We start from the raw sequence: 20589 nt of genomic DNA, 5'->3' as shown, positions 1-20589 counted from the left end.
GCTCAAGAATAGATTTTTTTGAAAAAAAAGAAAACAACGGCATGAATAAAGCGGAAAACAATGTATCCTATCCCCATTCCTAAGACTGCATAAGCAGCTCCTTCAACAGTGAGTAAAACGCCCGGTTGAAAGTTGGCAGCTGTAGCTTTTGCAATTTCGAAATTAAAATGCTGAAGGAAAACGAAAGGGCGGGTCAATGGAGTGGAATCCAGCAAAGCGGATAATGATTGGTTCAAGTCCGCATAGCGGTTCAGCATTCCTTGCATCATTTGGCCCTGCATGCTGACATCAGGATCTTGATGCAAGGAAAATTTCATTAGGTATTCAGGAAGCTCTTTTCCACTTTTCAAAGCTGCTTGTTGAATTGTTTTAATATGAATTTTCAACTCTTCCACATGCCCCGCCAATCGATGCATGTATTGGGAAAAAAATTGAGGTGCCTGCGAAAAAATCAGCGCTCCGGCAACAACTAAAAAACGATCAATTAATCCAAAAAGCCAATTTCTCATTCTTGAATCTGTAGCATTAAAAATAATTATTTAAAAGTAATTTGTCGTAAGCGTTCCAAAACTGATTGGTCTGTTTCGCACACGGTACGGCCTCAATTAATCGAACGCCTTCCGGTTTTAAACTAAGCCCTTCTTCGTTGAAATAATTCATTTTCCAAAATTTCGCAAAATATTCAAAATCAATGGTATGTTTATTTTGCAAACATTCTCTTTCGGACATTCTGGAAAAAATCATTCCTCCTCCATTATTGATCACAACAATTGTGATCTCTCGAGGTTCCAGCTGCTCCAATATCCAGGGAGCTGCCAGATCGTAAAGGGCAGTCAAATCGCCAAGAATGCACCAATTTGAGCGATAAGGCTGTGTCATTCCTAAAAAGGTAGAGATCTGGCCATCGATGCCGTTCATTCCTCTGGAAGCATAGATTTCGTATTTCCTGTTTTCATTTGTCGCTGCCAGATCCCATTCGCGAATGGGCAAGCTGTTTCCAAGATAGACGAGGCTTTTTTCGGGAATAAGCGATGAAATTCTCCCTATTAAAGCAGGTTCAGATTTTGGGTATTGCCGAAAAAGTTTGCCAGAGATCTCTTTAAGCTGCGTATCCTCTACATGCCAGGCTTTTTCGTAATGAAAAAGTTCTTCAGCAAGCTGTTGATAATCACCTTCGATCACTTCTCCCCAGCTGACACCAGGCCATGGCAGATGGCTGAAGGAAAGTAAGCGCAGCTGACCTTTTTTTTCCTCCAGATCTCTCCAGATACGATGTGTGGGCACTCCTCCGATGCGAAAAACAGCATCTACGCAGATGTCCTTAAGATAGGTGATTCGCAAGTGTTGCAAGCGGGGATTTTCTCTAAGGCCGGATACCCCTTCGAGATAAACCGGCGCATTGAGTCGAACGAGAAAATCAGCAATCACTTCTTGATCTTTCATCGGAATTGTGCTGACGATGACTAGAGGTTTTGACACAGATTGAAAAAAGTTAGAGAGTGTTGTCATGACTCATTGCCGTTTAAAGAAATTTTCTCTGAGTTGACTCCAAGAGCTTTTTTCAAAGCTATAGCTTATCGCATTTTACTGAAAGAAAAATATTTTCTCTATTGCAAAAAAACAAGAATCATTTGTATAAACTTCTCTTTTTAAAACGACAAACAGATGCAAAGATTCTATTTTTTACTCCTCCTCTTCCTTTCCACCCTCTACGCATCTGATAACGAGATCCCTGGGCGCCTATCAGCCGACCAGCAGCCGCAGGCAATCGTTGCCGGCTGCGTCAACACTGTTTCCGGCAGCTTTTTCTTTTCCGAAACCGACCTTCCAGCAGCAGGCCTTGGCACCCTTCAGCTCGTGCGCAGCTATGACAGCGGCAATGGCGGCAAAGGCTTTTTCGGCAAAGGAATGTCCCACACCTTTCCCACCAACCTCTGGATCAGGGAAAAAAAAGATCAAATCAAAGCCGCTCTTTCAACAAGCGAATCCTCAGAGATTCCCTATGAAGGAAAAGCAGGCGGCACCTTCTCTATGCCTCTCGATTTTAGGAAAGAATCCGGCTACACCGGCTCGATCAATCCCTTAAACCGCTTAGAGCCGCACCTAGGGCACATCCACATCAGCGGAGGCCAAGGCAAATGGAGAGCCCGGCTCTCCAACGGAGCCTTAAGACACTTTATACATAAAAAAGATCGCGACAACCGCCTCACGCTAGAAGAGCTCCCTAACGGACAAACCTTTCACTATCTCTATCCCTCTGATTCCATGTCCGTTTTTCAAAAAGATGCCGACGGCAGCCGCTTGTCCTCTTTATTCATCCTAAACGGAGACACGAAATACGCCAGCCTCGATAAACAAAAATACTGCACCTACCACTTCGATTCCAGAAAACGCCTAAAGGCAGTCGAAGCCGGCCACCTTCCCACTCAAGGCTACGAATACAACAGCGCCGGCAAACTCTGCAAACTTTGGAAAGGGGGATCCGAGCAGCTAAAAATCGAGTACTTCAAAACAGACAAGCACCACAAAGGGAAAGTCAAAAACATCCAGCGTCCCAAAAGGTATGGCGGCCATGAAAAACTCTACACCTTTTCCTATAAAAAAGATCAAACCATCGTCACCTGTCCCCTTGGAAATGCGCAGATTTTCAACTACCACAACCGCAGAATCACCCAATTTGAAGACTGCGCAGCCAACAGATGCTGGAAATACCGCTACACCCCCCTTGCCGACATCCGAAGCCTTGCACTATTTGAAACCTCCACAAACACCTGCCTCCACTACATCAGCTACACCTACGATAAAAACGGCAACCCCTTAAGCAAAAAAACATACGGACAGATCACAGGCAATCAGGACAGCGCCGTCGCATTTCCCAACCAGGATCAGCCCCATCAAGAAACCGCATTCGAGTACTCGGAAGAGAACCGCTTAACCAAAGAGATCAAGCCAAACGGCACAGAAATCCACTACACCTACCATCCCGGCACCTCGCTTGTCCAATCCAAACAAATCATCAGCCAAGGCGTCTGCCAGCTCAGAGAGTTTTACACCTATAACAGCGCAGGATTTACAACAGAGATCATCGAAGACGACGGCAGCGGATCAGAGGCTGACGACCTTACGAACGCCACCTATCGCCTCAAAACCGTCAACACCTACGAAAAACTCCTGCCCCTCTCCACCTCTAAGCTTTACCAGGACCCCCAAACAAAAGAGTGGATCCTTCTTTCCCGCAAAGAAAACCACTACGACCACCTCAACCGGCCCATCGAACAAAGAACCTACGACGCCGGGGGAAGCCATGCCTACTCCACCCATACAGAATACGACGCCCACAACAACATCACCTCCCAGATCAACCCCTTAGGCGAACTCACCCTCTATACCTACGACCACCTCGACAGAAAAACCTCCGAAGAGCACTTCGGCACAGGAAAAATCACCCGTTTCCACTACAACAGATACAACCAGCTCATCAAAGAAACAGAAGAACATGCAGATGGCGAAACCCTTATCACCACCCATACCTATGATTTAGCCGGCAACCGCAAAAGAACAACCGACCCTTACGGCAACAAAACCATCTTTATCTATGACCAAAGCAGTCGCCTGATCTCCACCATCGACCCCTCAGGCAATCAAGAGACAACCACCTACGACATCTTCAATCATCCCATCATCGCCACAGATAAAAACGGCCATCAGACCCATAGAAGCTATAACATCTTCGGCCAGGTGCTCACCACCGCCCACCCCGACGGCACCTTTACCTGCAACCAGTACCGCCTCGATAGCACCCTCCATATCAAAACAGAAGCAGACGGATCCTATACCGAATACACCTACGACTATTTAGACCGCGTCATCAAAGAAGAGATCTTCAGCCCCGAGGGGAAAAGCCTTGCCGTTTCCACCAAGCATTATAAAGGAAAAAACCTCATTTTCGAAATCGATGCCCGAGGCATCAAAACCACATACACCCATGACCCCGCCGGCCGAAAAACCTCCATGCAAAGAGGCAGCCGCCTCGAAGAATACAGCTACGATTCCTTAGGCAGACTCTATTGCACCAAAACCCAAGACCGCATCGAGATCAAAGAGTTTGACAATTTAGACCGCGTCATCGAAGAAAGAGTCGAAGACCGTCAAAAGCTCCTGCGCAAGAAAACCCTTGCCTATGACCGCTTTGGCAACATCTGCCTGGAGCGTCAATACACCTCTTTAACAGAGTATTCAGAAATCCGCACCCTTTATAACTCCCATAACCTCATCGCATCCACTATCGATCCCCAAGGAAACGAAACCACCTATCACTACCTCTTTGATGACCAATTCACAAAAATACGGATCGACCCCTTAGGGCAAGAGCAGTGGGAGACATTCGACTGGAGCGGCAACTGCATCCGCAAAGAGATCCGCTTCTTTGGCAACGTATACGCCGGCCAGCGCAACCACTACGACCCCGTCGGCAACCTCATCAAGCAGATCCACGACATTTACATCGATACCGAGAAAACCGGCGAATACGTCATCGAGTGGCAATACAATGAAGTCGGACAGGTCGTCAAAGAAACCGAACAGAACCTAAAAACCACCGAGACCTACTATTTCCTTGGGAAAAAAACATGCGAAATCAAACCCGGAGGCGCCTCTCTTTGCTACGCCTACGATCATTTTGGCAGAGTGTCCGAGCTCTTTTCCTCCGACAGCACCATCCATTATCAATACCGCTACGACCCCGTCGGCAACCTCACTTCCTCAGAAGACCTCGTCAACCAAACCCTGCTTGAAAGAGAGTATGACGAGAACAACAACATCACCAAAGAGCGCCTGCCCAACGGGTATGAAAGCCGCTTTGACTACGACAGCCAAAACAGGCTCACTAAAATCATCCTTCCCGATCTCTCCGAAGTGCACTACATCTGGAATGCTGCCGATTTAATCGCCGTTAAGCGAGGAGATCAAGAGCATCGCTATACACTCGACTTAGCCGGCAACATCATCCAAGAAACCGGTTTTCACGGAGAGGTCGTTGACTACACCTACGATCCTAACCAGCGGATCACCTCCATTGTCTCAAAAAACTTTAAGCAGCACCTCGCCTTTGACGCCGTCGGCAATCTTGTCGAAGACAACGAGGAAGCGTATACCTACGATTTCCTCTATCAGCTCACCTCCGATCAAAACACCCATTACAAGTACGATTCGCTGAACAACCGCCTAGAGAAAGACAGCCTCTCCTATTCGCACACCCCCCTGCAGCAGGTGGCCTTCGACGGGGAGTCTGAGTATGCCTACGATGGCGACGGCAACCGAATCGTCAAAGGGAACACTTGCTATCAGTATGACGCTTTAAACCGTCTGATTGAAGCAGACGGCATCCGCTACAGCTACGACTCCTTCGGCCGTTTAATGAGCCGTAGCAACGAGTGCTTTTTTTACTACAAGAACTACGACCTCGGAAATCCCGATGCCTTAAGGTTGATCGGCAGGTCGACAATCGGGATCGAGACCTCTCAAGGACTTTTTTCCGCCCTTTGCGATTATCGGGGAAGTGTGTGCGTCATTTTGGATGAGGCGTTGAACAAAAGGGCAGAGTATCGCTACTCAGCTTTTGGCGAAACCGAAGCAACAGGAGATTTTCACTCTCCCTGGCAGTTTTATTCGCAGCGTGCAGATGCGGAGACAGGGTTTTTGCATTTTTACAAAAGAGTTTACGACCCTGCCATCGGTCAATGGCTGACTCCCGATCCTCTAGGCTTTGCAGACGGCCCCAATCTCTATGCCTATGTGCACAGCAACCCCTTAAGGTTTTGCGATCCGTACGGTTTGTCGATGAAGGAATTTTTCAAGGGGTTTGCAGCATCGGCAGCTCAAGTAGGGGCGGCGTGTGTGGTTAAGTGGGCAATTGTCGGGGCTGTAACATTTGCTTGTCCTCCGGCAGGAGCTGCCGTGTCGTCTGCAATGACGGCGTACTCAGTGGGGATGACGGCATACAGCGTAGGGAAATGTGCGTATGACAACTACGATACGTTGCAGGAGATAGGAGACGCTGCACTCGCGGGCGATCTAGGACAGATTGCAGCATGGGGGGTCGATGCGGTTTGCAGCATGTCTTACGAGCAGCTGGGAAGCTTGGCTTTTGATGCCGTGTCGATAGCAGCTCCTATGGCTCGGGTGAAAGGTGCGAAGGCTGTGGCAGATGCCAAGGCTGCATCTGTAGCAGCGAGTGCTGAAAAGGTGGCGAAAGTTGCGCCGGTTGTTGGTACTACAAAAAATTTTTTGCCCACTAAGTTGGATTTAGATGCATTGTCAAAAGCAGGGCAAGAATGGGATAGAGGAGGATTGACACGAGCTGGAAGGGCTTTGGATAAACATGGAAATAGGTCTGGAAGTGTTTTTCCTAGAGCTTTTGGTAATCCTGAATTTAAAAATGTACAAGGACAGTTTCATTTGGATGATATTTTAACAGATCCGTTAACTATTTATACCCATAATAAATTTTCTGGGTTTAATTTTTATGCCCCTGATGGCAGAGGTGCTTGTTTTAATCCAGATGGTAGTTTTAGAGGTTTTTTGCAACCATGAATATTTTTAACTTTAGAATTGATATATCGGGTGATTTAGAGTACGAAGATTTAGTAGCCGATATATACTTTAAAGATGAATTTGTAGCAATGTTAACCCAAGAAAAAGGTTATGAAAATTTAGAAATTGATATATATCCTCCAAAGTTTAAAGAGGCATGGCATTTTAATTATTCAGAATTTGAACAAGCTTTAAAGTATGCTAAAGACCGTCTTTGGGAATTGAGGAAATTACCTGAAGAATGAATTGAAATGTCATGATTAAATTGAGCACTCTCCCTGGCAGTTTTATTCGCAGCGTGCAGATGCCGAGGTACGGTTTGTCGATGAAGGAATTTTTCAAGGGGTTTGCGGCATCGGCAGCTCAAGTAGAGGCGGCGTGTGTGGCCAAGTGGGCAGTTGTCGGGGCAGTGTCATTTTTTTGTCCTCCGTTAAGGGCTGCCGTGTCGTCTGCAATAACAGCGTACTCGGTGGGGATGACGGCATACAGCGTAGGGAAATGTGCGTATGACAACTACGATACGTTGCAGGAGATAGGAAACGCTGCACTCGCGGGCGATCTAGGACAGATTGCAGCATGGGGGATCGATGCGGTTTGCAGCATGTCTTACGAGCAGCTGGGAAGCTTGGCTTTCGATGCCGTGTCGATCGCAGCTCTTATGGCTCGGGTGAAAGGTGCGAAGGCTGTGGCAGATGCCAAGGCTGCATCTGTAGCGGAGAAAGTTGAGAAGGCAGCTAAGAGTACGCCGGTTGTCAAACCTACTACTCCAACAGGAGGAATAGGAAATCCTGCTAAAAAATCTGGACGCAATCGATTCGCTCCAGATATGGATGCAATAGGAGCTCATTCGGTATTTCGGAGTGATTCAATTAATGGAGGAACTGTAAAATATGCAACGTATCAATTTTAAACTAACCCTAAAAATCCTAATCCTTGGGAGCTTGTAAAACGGTATGATAGTGATTATCATCCACATAGTCATTTTAATAATTATTTAAAATTTTGGGTCGATACACCGCATGTTCACGATCCTTTAGCTCCTGGGGGAGTAAGACTTCCTCAACCTTGGGAAATGCCATGAAGAAAAATGAAACTGATAATTTTAGTTGGTTACAGGAATGGTTTTACAAAAACTGTAATGGTGACTGGGAACATAATACGAATATAAGAATTGTTAATTTAGACAACCCGGGATGGGGAGTTTTTATTAATGTTTCCGAAACGGTTCTTGAGAATAAAAAATTTCAGATAATTGATGATTATAGAACGGAAAATGATTGGATTTATTGTGTGGTTGAAAATCAGCAATTCAAAGCAGCTGGTGGTCCCTTTAATCTATTAGAAATGCTCAGAGTTTTTAAAGATTGGGCTGAAAGTTAAGATTTTGGGTATGGATTGTTAAGAAAAATCTTCATGCAATTTCCCTGGGGAGAAAAAGGGTCGACAATAGTGACCTCGAACTTGAATTTTTCCCAATGGGACAAGTCTCTTTCCGGAGATCAGGCATTGACATCGGCTTTGTTGGACAGGCTGTTGCACCATAGCCACATCATCCCGATTAAGGGAGACAGCTACGATACGTTGGGAGATAGGAGACGCTGCCACTCGCGGGCGATCTAGGACAGATTGCAGCTGTCTTATGAGCAGCTGGAAAGCTTGGCTTTCGATGCCGTGTCGATCGCAGCTCCTGTAGCCAGGGCAAAAGGTGCGAAGGCTGTGGCAGATGCCAAGGCTGCATCTGTAGCGGAGAAAGTTGAGAAGGCAGCTAAGAGTACGCCGGTTGTTGGCCCTACAAAACAATCTTTACCCACTAAGCTAGATTTAGATGCTTTATCAAAAGCAGGACAAGTTCATGATAGAAATGGCTTAACTTTAGCTGGAAGATCTTTGGATAAACACGGAAATAGGGTTGGCTCTCCTTTTCCTTTAGCGACAGGAAATCCGCAATTAAAAAATATACAAGGTCAATTTCACTTAGATGATATTTTAACTCATCCGGAATCAAAATTTATTAATCATGGTTTAAAAGGGTTTGAAATTTACTCTCCTGATGGGCGAGGTGTTCATTTCAGAGCAGATGGAAGATTTCGTGGTTTTGTTGAATAACCGTAATTTAAAATGAAGAAAAAGAGGCATTAATGAAAAATATTGAAAATTTTTTTACAATAAAACTATGTAGTGATTCTGAATATAATGAGCTTGTAGTCGATGTGTATTGGAAAAATTACCCTTTGGCAATGTTAAGTTGTGATAAAGGTCCAGAAAATATCGAAATTGAAATTTATCCACCACCTGAAGATCAGTCTTCCTGGAAATTCACCTTAAGTGAAATTACTAACGTACTTGAGGCAGCAAAAAATTATCTTTTAGAATAGAAAATATTAAACCATAATTGCGATGATATATGGTTAAATAAGATATCGTTTCCCTCAGGCGCTACAAAGGAAAAACCCTTGTTTTCGAAATCGATGCCCGAGGCATTAAAACCGATACGCCCATGACCCCGCCGGCCGCAAAATCTCCATGCAAAGAGGCAGCCATCTCAAGGATGAGACTAAAACCGGAATGGATTGAACGTTACCGATTAATGTAGAGTATCCTGCAATCGCCCAGGATCATCTAGGCTTTGCAGACGGCCCCAATCTCTATGCCTATGTGCACAGCAACCCCTTAAGGTTTTGCGATCCGTACGGTTTGTCGATGAAGGAATTTTTCAAGGGATTTGCAGCATCGGCAGCTCAAGTAGGGGCGGCGTGTGTGGCCAAGTGGGCAGTTGTCGGGGCAGTGTCATTTTTTTGTCCTCCGTTAGGGGCTGCCGTGTCGTCTGCAATGACAGCGTATTCGGTGGGGATGACGGCATACAGCGTAGGGAAATGTGCGTATGACAACTACGATACGTTGCAGGAGATAGGAGACGCTGCACTCGCAGGCGATCTAGGACAGATTGCAGCATGGGGGATCGATGCGGTTTGCAGCATGTCTTATGAGCAGCTGGAAAGCTTGGCTTTCGATGCAGTGTCGATAGAGCCAAAGAAATAGATGCTTTTTGCGCTCATGACAATATATGCTCTTCTTCAAAACAGACATTCAAATGTGCTGGACCGCGCAAAGACCAATCGCTTAAAGTAAATATTTCCCCGCTTTCGACATCAAGTTCAAAAACAATATGTTTGTGAAACAACCCCGTTTGATCTGTTGTCTGTGGAGATCCTGTTCCTCTCATTTTTCTAGGTCTGTCTGAGGTGATCAAAAGAAGAGGAACGCCGGAATAATACGCTTCCATCGCTGCCGGAAGCAATTCTCCGGCAGCTGTCCCCGAGGTTGTGACTACGGCAACAGGCTTTTCTGTGACTCTGCTTCTTCCTAAAGCAAAAAATGCCGCTGAACGCTCTTCAAACCAGTAATATGTTTGCAAGCCTTTCTCTTCTTCCAGTTGAAAAACTAAAGGAATACTTCTCCCTCCGGGACATACGATGACATCAGTTATCGAAAGCTGTTTCAATTCTTGAATCACACGTTGAGCTAATATCGAATTCATGAACACCTAAATATTTAACATTGAGCGTGTGGCTTCAAATTTCAACGCGAGCTCATCTCTTTCGTCTTTTTCATTTGAAGCTCGCACGACCCCCCCTCCAACACCCAGACGGATACAGCCTTGCTCCCATTGAATGTTGCGAATGGCAACATAGCAAGAAAAATGATTGCCTATCTTCACTCCAACCGGCGCTCCATACCTTCCTCTAGGAAGAAGCTTAGCGTAATTGGCTAGCCAATTCAACCCGCCTGCTTTAGGAAACGCTCCCAAAGCCGGAGTCGGATGAAGAGCGCGAGTTAATGCATCGATACAGTCGATTCTCTCCAGTTGAACACTGATAGGTGTCTTCGCATGGCTTAAATGAGACAAACGCAAAATCTCAGTCTTCCCCACTTCTGCTTTTCCAAACGGAGCCAAGGAGGCGCAAATTCCTTCAATCACTAAATCGTGTTCGATTTTTAACTTCGGATCGCTAAGCAACCGATCTTCATAAGCTGACTCAACGGTGCCTGCGATGGCTGCTGTAGTCAATATGCCGTCGGAAGCGATGTGGAATAACAGTTCAGGGGATCCTCCAAGAATCCCCTTTTCATCCTCCCAAAATCCATAGAGAAAGGTGGGATGCTGTGAGGAATAATTTAAAAGGCTCAATAAAGATTGTTGAACTTTAAACGGTTGATCAGATGTGTAAAATAGATACGGAACCGCTTTTTTTAATTCTCCCTTTTGGAAAGAAATTTGCAAACGAGAGAAGGTGTTGGAATAGATCTCATCTCCTTGAATTGACCATGATCTGCCATTCGAAGAGCCGGAAGCTGGCAAGCGGGTTGCCAGCTGTTCAGTTGTCAGCTGTTCACTTTCTTCATATTGATACCAAGGCTTCGGATCTTCGAGAAAAAAATCGGGAAAGTAAAAGGCAGGCTTTTCGTTTTCTTTAGGAGTGCTTACCATTTCTTTTCTTCCAGAGCCGATGACAACTTGATCGTGTCTGATGGAAATGACAGCTCCTGATTTTATCATATTCTAAGTCAACCGCAAAAAAACGTTTTCGAAACAAATTTTTGGCGATGTCGAACGGTCCAACGAGAGGATTGCGTCTCTCATGATCTGCTCAACATCGGATAGCAACGGCACTTGCTTTTGGCAAGCTGCTTTTGCCAGCTCGCTTTCGAAATCGGAATTCATTAATAATGCGGGGTTCCCCTTCACTTTAAGCAAATGTAAATCGCGATACCACGACAATAAAGCGATCAATAATTTTTTCACACGCTCTTTCTTGCTTAAAGATACCACTCCCTCCACTTCCTTGAGAAAGGCCTCTTTCTGCGCTGCTGTCAGCATATCGGCCTGATGATCGATCAGTTCCGTTTTCAACGACTTTTCCATCTCTTTATGCTCTTCATCAATCAAAGTATCTAATTGATCCGAAAGCTCCAAAATGTTCGCATAAGACTTCAAAGATCCGTGAGCTAAGGCCGTGATCAAGGCCTTATAAAGAGGATCTTCTTTAACGATTTGCGGGTTCCCCTTATCAATTGTCACTTTCTGGCAGCGGGATAAGACTGTCGGCAGTAGTTGAGAAGGAGAAGAGGTGGCAAGGATAATGACTGAGTCCGGTGCAGGCTCTTCAAATGTTTTGAGCAAAGCATTTGCACTCGTAGGAAGCATCCGCTCCGCTTCAAGCAGGATAAACACTTTTTTGAGGGATTCAAATGGCGACAGGTAAACCTCTTCGGAAAATTTTCTCATCGAAAAAATTGAATGCAAGCCAACTTTTCCCTCCGGCATATAGAGGCGGATATCGGGATGCTCTTTTCGATCTGTTTTAAGAATCGAACGAGCAAATGAGAGAGCGGTCTCTTTTAAAGTTGCCTTATCAGAACCAATCAACAAAAGTGAGTGGGGAATCCGATCCATTTCAATGAGACGGTGCAGCTTTGAGTTCATTGTAAATACTTCAAAACATCGGCTAAAACTTTTTCTTTGGATTGATCCGCGTTAATGAGATGAATTCTATTAGGATGCTTATCTTTCAAGGCGTAAAAAGCGGATCTGACCTTGTTGTGAAAATCAAAAGACTCTTTTTCCATGCGGTCTTTTGAACGATTCAAACGTTGAAAAGCTGTTTCGGGATTGATATCCAAAACAAATGTTTTATCCGGTTGAAAGCCGTCACAAACCTCAAAGCACAACTGCTCCACGCGGACGACTCCAAGCTCTCTTCCTCCACCTTGATAAGCAATCGTCGAATCGTTGAACCGATCGCAAATGACAGTTTTTCCTTTTCTAAGAGCTGGCTGAATCACCTCCTCAATATGCTGCACTCTCGCAGCTAAAAACAGCAGCATCTCAGCACGCGCGTTAAAAGCAGCAGGAAACTCTGGATCTAACAACACCTTGCGCAAAGACTCTCCAAATCGTGTGCCTCCAGGTTCTCTGGTGATAAGCACTTGATCGCCTTTCGATTCAAGATATTCGGCAAGGTTCCGGATTAAAGTTGTCTTACCGGAACCTTCGCCTCCTTCTACTGAGATGAACATCATGCTAAAATAAACTCAAAAATTGGTTTCTGACATCGTCGGCAATCTCTAATTTTGAGGCCCGCTTGCATCGCTCAACCTGTTCAGGTTGAGCTGCTTCAGCGCCAGCTTCGCCTGGCTCAAATTTAGAGCGCCTCCTTGTCAAATTCCTAATTTTTGCGTTCATTTCAGCATGTCTCCTCTTCATCATCCTCTTCTTCAGCAGACTCAACCTTTTGAATGGCGACAAGAATGTCGTCCTCGCGCAAGTTAGCCAACTTGACTCCTTGCGTATTTCTTCCCATGACACGAAGATCTTTCATGCTGATGCGCAGCGTTTGACCCGAAGAAGACATCATAAGCAACCCGTCGTCATCTGTAATACAGACTGCGCCTACAACTTTTCCGTTGCGTTCACTGGTAATGATGGAGCGAACGCCGACGCCGCCTCGGTTGGTCTGCCTAAAGTCGCTGACTGTCGATCTTTTTCCAAAACCATTTTCGCAAACGATCAAAACTGTCTCGTTTCCAGAAACGACTTCGCAGCCAACCACGCGGTCGTTATCGCCTTTCAAAGACACTCCCTTGACTCCACGCGCCATCCGTCCCATTGATCTTACTTTGTGATGGTCGAACCTAACAGCCATGCCGTTATGAGTAAAGAGCATGACCTGCTGCTCCCCTTCTACCAAGCGTGCGCCTTCAAGCTCATCGCCTTCGACAATGTCAATCGCCCATATCCCATTGCGCCTTGGATTGCTGAATGCGTCTATTGGTGTTTTTTTCACGATGCCGTTGCGCGTTGCCATCAGAACATAGCGGTCCCCCTCAAAATTTGAGGTTTGCAAAACGGTCGCGATTGACTCTTCAGACCTGATATCAGAAAGAAGATTGACTAAAGGTTTTCCTTTTGAACGTCGACTTCCTTCGGGGATTTGCCAAACTTTTAACCAATAGCAGCGGCCAAGGTTCGTAAAAACAAGCAGATGATCATGCGTATTGGCAACGTAAAGGCCCTTAAGAACATCCTCTTCTTTTTTCTGATTAAAGCCGACAACCCCTGTCCCTCCGCGCCTTTGCTCGCGAAAGGTGTCAACAGGCATTCTCTTGATATAGTCATCCTGAGAAATCGTAATGATTGCAGGCTCGTTGGCAATCAGATCTTCAATATCCATATCCCCTTCCGCTTCAACAATTTGTGTTGCGCGTTCGGATTTATGTTTCACCTGTATCTCGTCAAGCTCCTCTTTGATGATGTCGCGCACCATCTGTTCGCTTGCCAAAACAGCCCTGTAATATTCGATTTTTTTCAAAAGCTCGTCGTACTCAGATTGAATCTTATCCCTTTCTAATCCTGTCAACTGATACAATCTCAGATCGAGAACAGCGTTCGCTTGTTTGATCGAGAATTCAAAATGCTCGATCAAGGCATCCTTGGCTTCTTCTCTATGATTACTCGCACGGATGATTTTGACCACTTCATCAAGATTGTCAATTGCCTTCAAATACCCTTCAAGGATATGTAAGCGCGCTTCGGCTTTTTGAAGCTCGTAGCGCGTACGGCGGCGAACAACCTCTATCCTGTGATCCACCCACGAGCCGATCAACTGCTTGATGTTCATTGTTCGAGGAAGCCCTTTATCCAGCGCGAGCATGTTGCAGCCGAATGTGACCTGAAGATCGGTAAATTTGTAGAGCTGGTTGATGATTACATCGGGAATTTCCCCTCGCTTTAACTCGATCACAATCCGCATTCCGCTTTTATCGGATTCATCGCGCAAGTCAGATATTCCCGTGACAGATTTATTATTTGTCAGCTCCGCAATTTGTTCGATCAGCCGGGATTTGTTCACGTTGTAAGGGATCTGGTCAATGACCAGGATCTCTCGGTCTTTTTTCTCTTCAATATTGACCACTCCGCGCAAAATAATTTTACCGCGGCCGGTGTGATAGGCTTCTTTGACCCCGCGATATCCGCAAATGATACCGCCTGTTGGGAAATCGGGAGCAGGCATTACCTGCATAATTTCTTGGATAGACGTATTTGGATTGTCAAGCACAAGTTTTGTTGCATTGATCAATTCCTTGAGATTATGAGGAGGAATATTTGTTGCCATCCCGACAGCAATTCCAGAGGAGCCGTTGCATAACAGGTTGGGGAATTTTGCCGGAAAAACAGTTGGCTCACTTCGCGTCTCATCATAGTTCGGCACCATATCGACAGTATTCTTATCAAGGTCGTCCATCAACTGAATGGATGCGTGAGTCAGACGCGCTTCAGTATAACGCATGGCAGCCGGTGGATCGCCATCGACAGAACCAAAGTTTCCCTGTCCGTCGACAAGCCGATACCTCATCATCCAAGGTTGCGCCATTCTGACAAGCGTTGGATAGATCACCTGTTCACCGTGAGGGTGGAAATCTCCTGAGGTGTCTCCTGAAATTTTCGCACACTTACGATGCTTGCCGCCAGGACTCAAGTTCAACAAACGCATCGCATACAAGATGCGTCTCTGAGAAGGCTTTAGACCGTCACGTGCATCGGGAAGAGCGCGTGAGATGATCACAGACATCGAATACCTAAGGTAACTGTCTTTCATTTCATCTTCGACATTGCGAGGGATAATTAATTCATTTTCCGTATAACTCATGTTTGACTTCCTATTTCCTTCTTAGATGTCCAGATCTTTGACTGATAAAGCGTGCTGCTCGATGAAAGCGCGCCTTGGAGGCACTTCATCGCCCATCAACATCGTAAACATATGGTCGGCCGCAACAGCATCAGGAAGAGTCACTTTAATTAAAGTTCTCTTCTCAGGATCCATTGTTGTTTCCCACAACTGATCCGCATTCATTTCACCCAAACCTTTGTAACGTTGGATCTCAATCCCTTTTCGCCCGTTATCTCTGATTAAATCGATCACTTCGCGTAAAGTGTGGCAGAGAACATCCTCTCCATTCTCAGTCCGAACCGTCAATAAGGGGCCATTCACAAGTAAATAATTCTCAAAGCTAAAATTGAACGGCTTGATGCGGTTGATCAACTTCTCCAAGTTTTCAGGCTCGTAGAGTTCGATAAAATGAAGCCTCTTAGCTTTAAACACTCGCATATCGTCGGTAATTTCCGCTTCGGGCATGGAAGCAAGTTTCTGCTCATGCTGCAGCTTTTGAGCTTCCTCATCAGCAGTTTTTAATGCTTCGAACTCATCGGAAGAATAGGCAAATCGAAAACCTTCTACTGTTTCAATTTGGAAGCGAGGATATTGCCCCTCTTCATTTTTCGCTTCGAGAAACTCGCGAAAGCTCATCCCCTTCTTCTCGATCCGTGTGAGAAACGATTCGAGATCGACAATCACATTCATCAAGGCTTCAACAGACTCTTTATCCATCGGCTGCTCATCGGTCTCTTTTTTCAGGACAATGTCGCTGATTCCAAGCTTTAACAAATATTCATCCATTTCTTTCTCCGAGTGGATGTACTGTTTGCTTTTTTTCCGAGTCACCAGATAGAGAGGCGGCTGCGCAATATAAATATGGTTGTTCTCCACCAGCGCCGGCATATGACGATAGAAAAATGTCAAAAGCAACGTTCTAATGTGAGAACCGTCCACATCGGCGTCAGTCATGATAATAATTTTGTGGTAGCGGAGCTTGCCTAAATCGAATCCTTCTGTTCCGATTCCACAGCCTAATGCGGAAATGATTGTGCCTACTTCAGTGTTTTGCAAGACTTTTTCCAATCTTGCCTTTTCGACATTGAGAATTTTACCGCGAATCGGCAGGATCGCCTGAAATCTTCTGTCGCGACCGGATTTTGCCGATCCTCCTGCCGAATCACCCTCAACGATGTAAAGTTCGCACAGCTCCGGATTTCTTTCCTGGCAATCTGTCAGTTTTCCTGGAAGACGAGCGCTGTCTAAAGCGGATTTCCGCAATGTCAGCTCCCTGGCTTTGCGTGCCGCTTCGCGCGCTTTGGCTGCTAAAATTGCTTTGTCGGAAATCGTCTTGGCAATCGATGGGTGTTCATCGAGGAAAATTCCCAACTCCTCTCCAGTAATTTGCTGAACGACAGACCCAACGTCGCTATTGCCCAATCGTTGTTTTGTCTGCCCTTCAAATTGAGGATTAGCGACCTTTGCCGAGATCACAGCAGTCAATCCCTCGCGCATATCCTCGCCCGAAATCCCGATCTTATCGCTTCTCAACAGATTATGGGTTTTAATGTAATTGTTTAAAACCCGAGTTAACGCAGTGGAAAACCCTGTAAGATGAGTTCCACCATGAGCCGTGCTGATGTTATTGACGTAAGAAAAAATTGTTTCGTTGTAGCCGTCGTTCCATTGCATCGCAACTTCAATATCGATCGGCCCGTCATCGCCTTCTCTGGTGCCGTAGAAATAGATCGGCTCGGGAAAAATGGCGTTCTTATTTTCATTCAGATAGCTGACGAATGACTTTAAACCTCCATCATATCTGAAATTCACATCGTCTTTATCGTCATGCCTTTCATCTTGAAAGAAAATGCTGATTCCCCGGTTAAGAAAAGCCAGCTCTCTTAAACGTTTGGCAAGAATGTCGTAATCAAATTCTGTGACTGTCATGACCGTTTCATCCGGCCAAAAAGTGATGCGCGTTCCTTTTTTCGATGTTGCTCCCATGTCAGCAAGCGATTTAATCACTTTCCCTTGAGAAAAATGCATCTCCCAAACGCGCCCGTCCTTATAGACGTTAACAATCATTTTTGAAGAAAGAGCACACACGCAAGAGACGCCCACACCATGGAGACCGCCGGAGACTTTATAGGTTTCTTTATCGAATTTACCTCCTGCATGCAAAGTTGTCATGACAACTTCAAGCGCAGAGACTTCCCTTCCTTGCTTTTGCGACTCTTTCTCATGCTTCTGAATGGGAATTCCTCGTCCGTTGTCTTCAAGAGTAATTGATCCGTCTGCGTTAATGATGACATAAATTTCAGAGCAATGGCCTGCCATCGCCTCATCAATAGAGTTGTCAACCACCTCGTAAACAAGTTGATGAAGCCCGGAGGTGGAGGTGTCGCCGACATACATTCCTGGCCGTTCCCTAACTGCTTGCAAGCCCTCTAAAACCGTGATCGAACTTGCGTTGTACTCCTTGCTCATTGGCTCTGGTTCCTTTGTCTCTAAAGTTTGATTGCTCATGAAACAGCCTGTTTTTCTATTATCCGATTTTGAATGCAATATCGGAAAGGGTTACATTGGGAAATTTTTGCCTTAAGGCAGCTAATATTCTTGGTTTTTCTTCAAGCGATAAAAGACTGTGCAGTGTTGAGTTTTTAACTTTTATCGTTAAGACCCCTTCATAAAAGGAAACAGCGCGTGTCAAAGGAGCAATTGCAGGGCCGACGACTTGAGGCCAATAGGCTAAAATCAGATCCGGCCGTTCTTGCTGCCTGGCGTTAATATTAATGAGCACTTTTGTTAAAACGGAACCTAAATCACGAGTTGTCAATGCTGTTTCATAACGTCCGCGATACCGCCTTTTTAAATACTCATTTGCCATGTTTGACCTTGTATCATGAAAAAGCCATTGTACCATATTTCATGGTAAAGGGGGAAGAGAAAACAGGGTATTTTTTTTTGTTGAAAATCGAGATAAAGAGCGGGTTAGGATTTTTTTTTTAAGCGCTCGGAAATCCCTCTGCATGCATCTTCGATGATATCCATTGCGTATTCGAATTGCGCAATTTCATGGTAATAGGGATCGGGAACATCTTTTCCTAAATGGCTTTTGCTGAACTTGGTCATTAGATGAATTTTTGCTTTGTGTGTAGGAGAGTCAGTCTTCTTATGCAGCTCATCGAGAACGCTTTTGTCAGCAGCTAAAATCCAATCGAAAACATCGAAAAATTCTGGACGGAACCCCTTTGCCCGGCTATTTAAAACAATCCCTCTAGCTTGAGCTGTTTTTCGCATCCTTTCATCCGGGAGCTGCCCTTCATGCCAATCTCCCAAACCGCAACTTTCCACATGAAGGTCAAGTCCGTCCTCTTTTGCGAAATGCTTCAAAACCCCTTCAGCACAAGGAGAGCGGCAAATATTTCCTAAGCAAACAAATAAAATGGAGACCATATGGATCTATCTCACCTCACATCCGCTGCACATCGGAAACCGTAAGTGCTATTGCCGGTTCCCGGATTGTTGCGGTGCCGCTTTGCACTCCTTAAATCTTCTTTCAACCCTTTCCAACAGCCGCCGCGAAGCACACGATAAACCCCTTGCAGCGGCCCGGTAGGGTTAAAAGGTTCTTGAACAGAGATCTCGTAATAATTATAGCCATACCAGTCTTGGCACCATTCATAGACATTTCCTGCCATGTCATAAAGACCGTTGTCATTTGAAGGGTAACTCATGACGGATGTTGTATCGGAACTGAAAAAATTCGCTTGCGTCTTTTCAATATCGTTTCCCGTCGGATATTCCGCATGATCTTTATGGCTTTGGCTAGCAACTTCCCACTCAGCCTCTGTCGGAAGCCGTTTGCCTAACCATTTTGCATAAGCAACAGCCCCGTACCAAGTGACTCCAACAACGGGGTGTTTGAGATAGCCCGATTCAATCGTGCACTTCCCCCTGCTGCGATGGATGCGCGATTCTTTAAGATTGATCAAGTCATTGTGGTTGCTATCTTTGATCCCTTCCATCGCTTCGAGGAATCTGACAAATTGTTCGTTGGTCACGGGATGGATATCAATTGCAAAACTGTCTATCGAGATCTCGTGCTTAGGCATCTCATCGCGGTTGCCTTGACTGCTTCCTCGAGTAAAGGTTCCCCCTTCAATCACTACCATTTCTGTATGGATAGGCTCTATCTCGATATTCTCTTTTTGCTCAGGAGTGTATTGTTTGACCATCGGATCAACTTGGAAAACAGATGCGGGATTAGGATCGAGAATGGGCCTTTCTAACGTTGCGTGATGAAGCACGGGTTTTAAATTAACCTCTGCAACCTGATTTTTTTCTTTAAGTGGCTCTGTTCGAGACCCCTTCTTTAAAGATTCCATCAACGAAACAAGCTGTGCAGGACGTTCTTCAGGACGTTTCTGCATGCAAAATTTAACAAGTTGGTCCCAGTCATATGCTGGACGATCTAGCCGGACGCTTGGAAGATCAAAATATCCTTCTGGCAGTTCTTTAGTCAGTAAGTAGTAGGCTAAGACTCCGAATGCATAACTGTCTGTAAGCGAATTCTGCTCGATTTTAAGAGCTGCATCTTTTTGTTCCGGCGCCAAAAATGCATATCCCTGAATAAATGATTGATGGAGAGGAATTGCTTTCTCCATCTCAATAGTGCCCTGCTGCAGCGAAATACCAAGCGTTTCTGCAATGGAGTGGTAAGTGCGGGTAAGGAATGTGCCTGATCCCATCACTTTGGAAAGGCCAAAGTCGGAAAGATAAAGGTGAATCCCTTCACTTCCTCTTCCAACTAAGATATTATTCAATTTAATGCCTCTATGAGCAATTCCCGCTCCTTTCCCCTTAATATTATGGGCGTAGTCGAGCGCTGAAGCGATCTGATGGAGCATTTGGTAAATTTCATCTTCTTGAAGAGGGCGGCTTTGTCCTTGTTGATGGTGGTAGAGGTTCGTGTGTTCACCATCCGCATCTACGATGCAATCAGAAACGAGAAAATAGATGCCTTGATCGTATGAAATATTATGGATCTTAACAATATGGGGATGATTGAGAGTCGCCAGATGCGCTACCTCTTCTTCAAACCGTTGGATAAACCCCCGATCCGAACAGAGATCTTCAGGGAAAACTTTCAACGCAAATGGCTTTTTCATAAACCGATGTTCAGCAAGAAACACGCTTCCCAATGCTCCTTGCCCAATTTGCTTAACGATTTCGTAATCGCCTAAAATCCGCAACGTTCCATTCATTATCTTACACCTCGGATAGA

19 protein-coding genes and 1 pseudogene are annotated in these 20589 nt (G+C 45.4%); 8 read left to right on the top strand and 12 right to left on the bottom strand.

The genetic code is table 11. From position 1 onward, the window contains the following. Positions 1-2: 2 nt before the first annotated feature. Entirely contained in the window at positions 3-509 is a 507-nt protein-coding gene (locus tag WCW_RS04975) for a DUF2937 family protein (protein WP_013182099.1), read from the bottom strand. A gap of 16 nt (positions 510-525) precedes the next feature. Next, complete coding sequence (locus tag WCW_RS04970; protein ID WP_013182097.1) at positions 526-1509, bottom strand: thiamine pyrophosphate-dependent enzyme; 984 nt, start codon at positions 1507-1509, stop codon at positions 526-528. Positions 1510-1665: 156 nt separating this feature from the next. Here WCW_RS04970 and WCW_RS04965 point away from each other — a divergent pair, with 156 nt between their 5' ends. The 8 genes and pseudogenes from WCW_RS04965 to WCW_RS04930 all read left to right on the top strand — a co-directional run bounded on the left by WCW_RS04965 (position 1666) and on the right by WCW_RS04930 (position 9630). After that, a complete protein-coding gene (locus WCW_RS04965; RefSeq protein ID WP_013182096.1) occupies positions 1666-6591 on the top strand; it encodes an RHS repeat-associated core domain-containing protein in 4926 nt (1641 codons plus the stop codon). After that, a complete protein-coding gene (locus tag WCW_RS04960; RefSeq protein WP_041941533.1) occupies positions 6588-6836 on the top strand; it encodes a hypothetical protein in 249 nt (82 codons plus the stop codon). Before WCW_RS04965 ends, WCW_RS04960 begins: the two co-directional genes overlap by 4 nt. Positions 6837-6847: 11 nt before the next feature. Then, the gene (locus WCW_RS10325) at positions 6848-7501 is read left to right on the top strand and encodes a hypothetical protein (protein WP_041941532.1); all 654 of its coding nucleotides are present in this window, start codon (positions 6848-6850) and stop codon (positions 7499-7501) included. Between the two features lie 167 nt (positions 7502-7668). Continuing rightward, the gene (locus WCW_RS04950; protein WP_041941531.1) at positions 7669-7971 is read left to right on the top strand and encodes an immunity 53 family protein; all 303 of its coding nucleotides are present in this window, start codon (positions 7669-7671) and stop codon (positions 7969-7971) included. Between the two features lie 51 nt (positions 7972-8022). Next, positions 8023-8211: pseudogene (locus WCW_RS04945) on the top strand (ATP-binding protein); the annotation flags it as partial. A 96-nt stretch (positions 8212-8307) separates the two neighbouring features. Then, positions 8308-8697 carry a hypothetical protein gene (locus WCW_RS10155; RefSeq protein ID WP_169302726.1) on the top strand — a complete coding sequence of 130 codons (390 nt, stop codon included), beginning with the start codon at positions 8308-8310 and terminating at the stop codon, positions 8695-8697. 32 nt (positions 8698-8729) lie between these two features. Next, complete coding sequence (locus WCW_RS04935; protein ID WP_041941530.1) at positions 8730-8966, top strand: hypothetical protein; 237 nt, start codon at positions 8730-8732, stop codon at positions 8964-8966. Positions 8967-9291: 325 nt separating this feature from the next. Beyond that, positions 9292-9630, top strand: a complete 339-nt coding sequence (locus WCW_RS04930) for a hypothetical protein (RefSeq protein WP_013182091.1) — start codon at positions 9292-9294, stop codon at positions 9628-9630. Between the two features lie 13 nt (positions 9631-9643). Here WCW_RS04930 and WCW_RS04925 read toward each other — a convergent pair whose 3' ends face one another. From WCW_RS04925 to WCW_RS04885, 10 genes are all read right to left on the bottom strand, one after another. After that, positions 9644-10129 carry a thiamine pyrophosphate-binding protein gene (locus tag WCW_RS04925; protein WP_013182090.1) on the bottom strand — a complete coding sequence of 162 codons (486 nt, stop codon included), beginning with the start codon at positions 10127-10129 and terminating at the stop codon, positions 9644-9646. Positions 10130-10135: 6 nt separating this feature from the next. Next, positions 10136-11149: a chorismate-binding protein gene (locus WCW_RS04920; protein WP_013182089.1), complete on the bottom strand. Its 1014-nt coding sequence runs from the start codon at positions 11147-11149 to the stop codon at positions 10136-10138. A 3-nt stretch (positions 11150-11152) separates the two neighbouring features. After that, the gene (locus WCW_RS04915; protein ID WP_013182088.1) at positions 11153-12076 is read right to left on the bottom strand and encodes a DNA polymerase III subunit; all 924 of its coding nucleotides are present in this window, start codon (positions 12074-12076) and stop codon (positions 11153-11155) included. Further along, positions 12073-12672, bottom strand: coding sequence for a dTMP kinase (tmk, locus tag WCW_RS04910; protein ID WP_013182087.1), 600 nt, complete (start codon positions 12670-12672; stop codon positions 12073-12075). The genes WCW_RS04915 and tmk overlap by 4 nt, the downstream gene beginning before the upstream one ends. Before the next feature lies 1 nt (position 12673). Further along, positions 12674-12835, bottom strand: a complete 162-nt coding sequence (locus WCW_RS10265) for a hypothetical protein (RefSeq protein ID WP_013182086.1) — start codon at positions 12833-12835, stop codon at positions 12674-12676. Position 12836: 1 nt separating this feature from the next. Further along, positions 12837-15299, bottom strand: a complete 2463-nt coding sequence (gene gyrA, locus WCW_RS04905; protein ID WP_013182085.1) for a DNA topoisomerase (ATP-hydrolyzing) subunit A — start codon at positions 15297-15299, stop codon at positions 12837-12839. Between the two features lie 21 nt (positions 15300-15320). Beyond that, on the bottom strand, positions 15321-17828 hold the full coding sequence (gene gyrB, locus WCW_RS04900) for a DNA topoisomerase (ATP-hydrolyzing) subunit B (RefSeq protein ID WP_041941529.1): 2508 nt from the start codon (positions 17826-17828) through the stop codon (positions 15321-15323). A gap of 19 nt (positions 17829-17847) precedes the next feature. Then, positions 17848-18189, bottom strand: a complete 342-nt coding sequence (locus tag WCW_RS04895) for a DciA family protein (RefSeq protein WP_013182083.1) — start codon at positions 18187-18189, stop codon at positions 17848-17850. A 104-nt stretch (positions 18190-18293) separates the two neighbouring features. Beyond that, positions 18294-18758, bottom strand: a complete 465-nt coding sequence (locus WCW_RS04890; RefSeq protein ID WP_013182082.1) for a low molecular weight protein-tyrosine-phosphatase — start codon at positions 18756-18758, stop codon at positions 18294-18296. A gap of 11 nt (positions 18759-18769) precedes the next feature. Further along, entirely contained in the window at positions 18770-20569 is a 1800-nt protein-coding gene (locus WCW_RS04885) for a bifunctional serine/threonine-protein kinase/formylglycine-generating enzyme family protein (protein ID WP_013182081.1), read from the bottom strand. Between the last annotated feature and the right edge of the window lie 20 nt (positions 20570-20589).

It is taken from the genome of Waddlia chondrophila WSU 86-1044, from assembly GCF_000092785.1.
Classification (GTDB): Bacteria; Chlamydiota; Chlamydiia; order Chlamydiales; family Waddliaceae; genus Waddlia; species Waddlia chondrophila.
This window is presented reverse-complemented; position numbering and strand designations above follow the sequence as displayed.